Here is a 3,411-nt window from a genome sequence, read left to right as displayed (position 1 = left end):
GCCAAGGTCCGGTCGGCAGCCCAGGGTTACGTCGAACTCGACGGTCGAGCCCAATTGATGGATGGCGAGCCGATCCATGCCCCGCTTAGCGGCGCACGCTGCGTTTGGTACAGTTACAAAGTTGAAAAGCAAGTGACCGACTATGAAGACGGCCACCGCACGACACGATGGCAAACCATTGAGAGCGGCGTTAGCGAGGCCATCTTCCACCTGGAAGACGACACCGGACGGTGCATTGTCGATCCCGAAGGCGCGGAGGTCATGCCGTCCATTCGACTCAAATGGCGCGGGCAGCTCGCGCGACCAGGATACGCACCGCTGCAAACCGGATTTTGGGATTCACTGTTCTCGTCCGGACCGTATCGCTACACGGAATACCGCATCGAGGCAAACGATCCGCTTTATGCGATCGGTCAGTTCGTGTCTCTCGGAAGTTCCGAAGGCACCAGCTTCCATAACGAGGTAGGCGATCTGTTAATCCGCTGGAAGAGAAACCGTTCCGAGCTTCTCAAGCGCTTCGACAAGAACGGCGACGGCGAGATCGATGCGGAGGAGTGGGAAATCGCCCGGCAGCACGCCGAGCGTGAAGTCATGGCATCCTGGCGCAAAAGAACGAAGCAAACCGAGTTCCACCTGATGAAAAAGCCCGGTTATGGCCGTCCTTATCTGCTATCGGTCGTTCCACAGGGCACATTGACCAACCGATATCGCCGCAAGGCCTGGATCGCGGTGCTTGGCTTCCTGATCGCGGGCAGCTCAACGACCTGGGCGTTGCATCTGCGTTTCGGCTCGATTCCATGAACGTCCGGCGGAGCGTCGGCAAGGGATTGCCGACCTACTTCGACTGGGTACGGGGCGGTTTTCCAATGCCCGCCGCTATACCGCGATGAAAAACGCTTTAGATTTCGTAGGTCGGCAATCCTTTGCCGACAAAGCTCCTCAACGACCTACGAATTTCCCTATCCTTACCACTGAACTTCGGTGAAAAACGCTCTAACCGGACTTGTCGTCGCGTCCCGCTTTTTCTTCGAGCCCCGAGAGACCGAACCGCCTCTGCAATTCGGCCAATACCTGATCCGGACTCAACCCTTGATGAGCGAGCAATACCAGGCTGTGAAACCACAAATCCGCAACTTCGTAGACAATCTTGTCGAGGTTTCCGTCCTTGGCGGCCATTACGGTTTCGGTGGCCTCCTCGCCGATCTTTTTCAAGATAGCGTCGAGCCCTTTGGCATAAAGACTCGCCACATAGGATTTTTGCGGATCCTGAGATTTCCGTTCCTCGAGCACCCTAGCCAACTCCTTCAACACGTCCATATCAGCGCTTATACATCGTTTCCGGAGATTTCAGGACAGGTTCCACCGTCTCCCAGCAGCCATCCCGCAGCACCCGAAAAAAGCAGTGATGCCGTCCGGTATGACAGGCGATTCCGCCGGCCTGTTCGACCGCGAGCAAAATCACATCCTCGTCGCAATCCAGGCGAATTTCCAGAACTTTCTGCCGATTCCCGGATTCCTCGCCCTTCCGCCAAAGCCGATTCCGCGAGCGCGACCAGTAGACCGCGTAGCCTTCCTCGGCGGTAAGCCACAAAGCTTCCCGGTTCATCCAGGCGAACATGAGGACCTGCCCCGTGGCCGCCTCCTGCGTAATGACGGGAACCAGCCCTTCGGACGTCCAGCGGATTTCGTCGAGCCACGCCGTCATAGCCGCACCTCGATGCCCTGAGCCGCCAAGTATTCCTTGGCCTGCCGAATGGTGTATTCGGCGAAATGGAAAATACTGGCTGCCAACACCGCATCGGCTTTGCCCTGCAAGATCCCGTCGGCCAGGTGCTGCAAATTGCCGACACCGCCCGAGGCGATCACCGGAACGGATACGGCTTCGCTGATTGCGCGAGTCAGTTCCAGATCGAACCCTTGTTTGGTGCCGTCCCGATCCATGCTGGTCAAGAGGATTTCGCCGGCTCCGTAAGCCACCATGCGACGCGCCCACTCGATGGCATCAAGGCCGGTCGGCTTGCGCCCGCCGTGAGTAAAGATCTCCCACCGCTTTGGGTCTTCGGACACCTGCTTGGCATCGAGAGCGACGACGATACACTGAGAGCCGAAACGCTCCGCCGCTTCGCGCACGAACTCCGGCCGGGCGACTGCGGCGGTATTGATACTGACCTTATCGGCGCCGGCATTCAGCATGCGGCGGATATCTTCGAGCGTTCGGATGCCGCCTCCTACCGTAAGGGGGATAAACACTTCGCCCGCCACTTGCTCCACCACGTGCACCATCGTGTCGCGATTGTCCGAACTGGCGGTAATGTCGAGAAAAGTCAGTTCGTCCGCGCCCTCCCGGTCGTAACGCCTAGCAATCTCGACGGGATCTCCCGCATCTTTGATATCGACGAAGCGGACGCCCTTGACCACGCGTCCATTGTCGACGTCCAGGCAGGGGATAATGCGCTTGGCAAGCATGGATCAGTATTCTTCCGCTACTTTACGGGCTTCGGCAAAGTTAAGGGTGCCCTCATAAATAGCGCGGCCGGTTATGGCGCCCATGACGCCGTCGCCAACCACACTGCCCAGGGCGTGAATATCCTGAATACTCCGGATGCCGCCCGACGCAATCACCGGAATGCGTATGGAGCGAGCCAGCCTTGCGGTTGCCTCGACATTGACGCCCTCCATCATGCCGTCCCGGCTGATGTCGGTGTAAACGATGGCTTCAACGCCATCGTCCTCGAATTTTTGAGCCAAATCGATCACATCGTGATGCGACAACTTCGACCAGCCGTCTATCGCTACTTTGCCGTCCTTCGCGTCCAGACCGACGATAATATGGTTCGGAAACTCCGCCGCGACCTCCCGCACGAAATGAGGCGCACTGACTGCCTTGGTACCAATGATGACGTAATCGACGCCGGCGTTCAGGTAACCCTGAATCGTCTCTTCATCCCGGATTCCACCGCCCACCTGGATTTGTACATCCGGATAAGCTTCGCGTATGGCGTGGATAACCTCCGCATTGCGCGGAATCCCCGCAAAGGCACCGTCCAAATCCACCAAATGAAGGCGCTTCGCCCCTTCCGACACCCATTTCCCCGCCATCGCCACCGGGTCGTCGGAGAAAACCGTATCGTCTTCCATGCGGCCCTGCCGCAAACGGACACACTTGCCATCTTTCAGATCGATAGCAGGTATCAAAAGCATAAAAAAATCCTCAGTAACGGATAGAGTGAATGATCGGTGCCTTATCGCCCCGGGTCCCAGTTTAGAAAATTAGCCAGCAATCGCAATCCGGCTTCCTGGCTCTTTTCAGGATGAAACTGAACGGCAAAGATGTTTTCGCGAGCCAGCGCCGAAGCGAAGGGTTCCGGATAGTCGGTGGTCGCCGCAACGTTTCGGGAATCAGTCGGTCGC

The 3,411-nt window shown here is 57.7% G+C and carries 5 protein-coding genes and 1 pseudogene; 1 reads left to right on the top strand and 5 read right to left on the bottom strand.

What is annotated here, in order from left to right:
- On the top strand, nucleotides 1–801 hold an 801-nt coding region (locus ABJK70_RS22240; protein ID WP_347259164.1), incomplete at its 5' end, for a GIDE domain-containing protein.
- Between the two features lie 192 nt (nucleotides 802–993).
- Here the strand turns inward: ABJK70_RS22240 and ABJK70_RS22235 are convergent.
- The 5 genes and pseudogenes from ABJK70_RS22235 to hisH all read right to left on the bottom strand — a co-directional run.
- Nucleotides 994–1,317 (bottom strand): phosphoribosyl-ATP diphosphatase, encoded by a 324-nt coding sequence (locus ABJK70_RS22235; RefSeq protein ID WP_077728513.1) that lies wholly within the window; start codon nucleotides 1,315–1,317, stop codon nucleotides 994–996.
- A 1-nt stretch (nucleotide 1,318) separates the two neighbouring features.
- Nucleotides 1,319–1,705, bottom strand: a complete 387-nt coding sequence (gene hisI / locus ABJK70_RS22230) for a phosphoribosyl-AMP cyclohydrolase (RefSeq protein ID WP_086135140.1) — start codon at nucleotides 1,703–1,705, stop codon at nucleotides 1,319–1,321.
- Nucleotides 1,702–2,466, bottom strand: a complete 765-nt coding sequence (hisF, locus tag ABJK70_RS22225) for an imidazole glycerol phosphate synthase subunit HisF (RefSeq protein ID WP_077728515.1) — start codon at nucleotides 2,464–2,466, stop codon at nucleotides 1,702–1,704. The genes hisI and hisF overlap by 4 nt, the downstream gene beginning before the upstream one ends.
- A 3-nt stretch (nucleotides 2,467–2,469) precedes the next feature.
- Nucleotides 2,470–3,201 carry a 1-(5-phosphoribosyl)-5-[(5-phosphoribosylamino)methylideneamino]imidazole-4-carboxamide isomerase gene (hisA, locus tag ABJK70_RS22220; protein WP_077728516.1) on the bottom strand — a complete coding sequence of 244 codons (732 nt, stop codon included), beginning with the start codon at nucleotides 3,199–3,201 and terminating at the stop codon, nucleotides 2,470–2,472.
- A 41-nt stretch (nucleotides 3,202–3,242) separates the two neighbouring features.
- Nucleotides 3,243–3,411 (bottom strand): annotated as a pseudogene (gene hisH / locus ABJK70_RS22215) (imidazole glycerol phosphate synthase subunit HisH); the annotation flags it as partial.

Source organism: Methylocaldum sp. (assembly GCF_039794385.1).
Lineage (GTDB): Bacteria > Pseudomonadota > Gammaproteobacteria > Methylococcales > Methylococcaceae > Methylocaldum.
Note: the sequence above shows the minus strand (reverse complement) of the source record. Positions and strands in the feature narration are given on the sequence as shown.

Bases quoted from the DNA above. Each gene is read 5' to 3' on its own strand.
- hisA (WP_077728516.1), bottom strand. From the start codon at position 3,201: ATGCTTTTGATACCTGCTATCGATCTGAAAGATGGCAAGTGTGTCCGT.
- ABJK70_RS22235 (WP_077728513.1), bottom strand. From the start codon at position 1,317: ATGGACGTGTTGAAGGAGTTGGCTAGGGTGCTCGAGGAACGGAAATCT.
- hisF (WP_077728515.1), bottom strand. From the start codon at position 2,466: ATGCTTGCCAAGCGCATTATCCCCTGCCTGGACGTCGACAATGGACGC.
- hisI (WP_086135140.1), bottom strand. From the start codon at position 1,705: ATGACGGCGTGGCTCGACGAAATCCGCTGGACGTCCGAAGGGCTGGTT.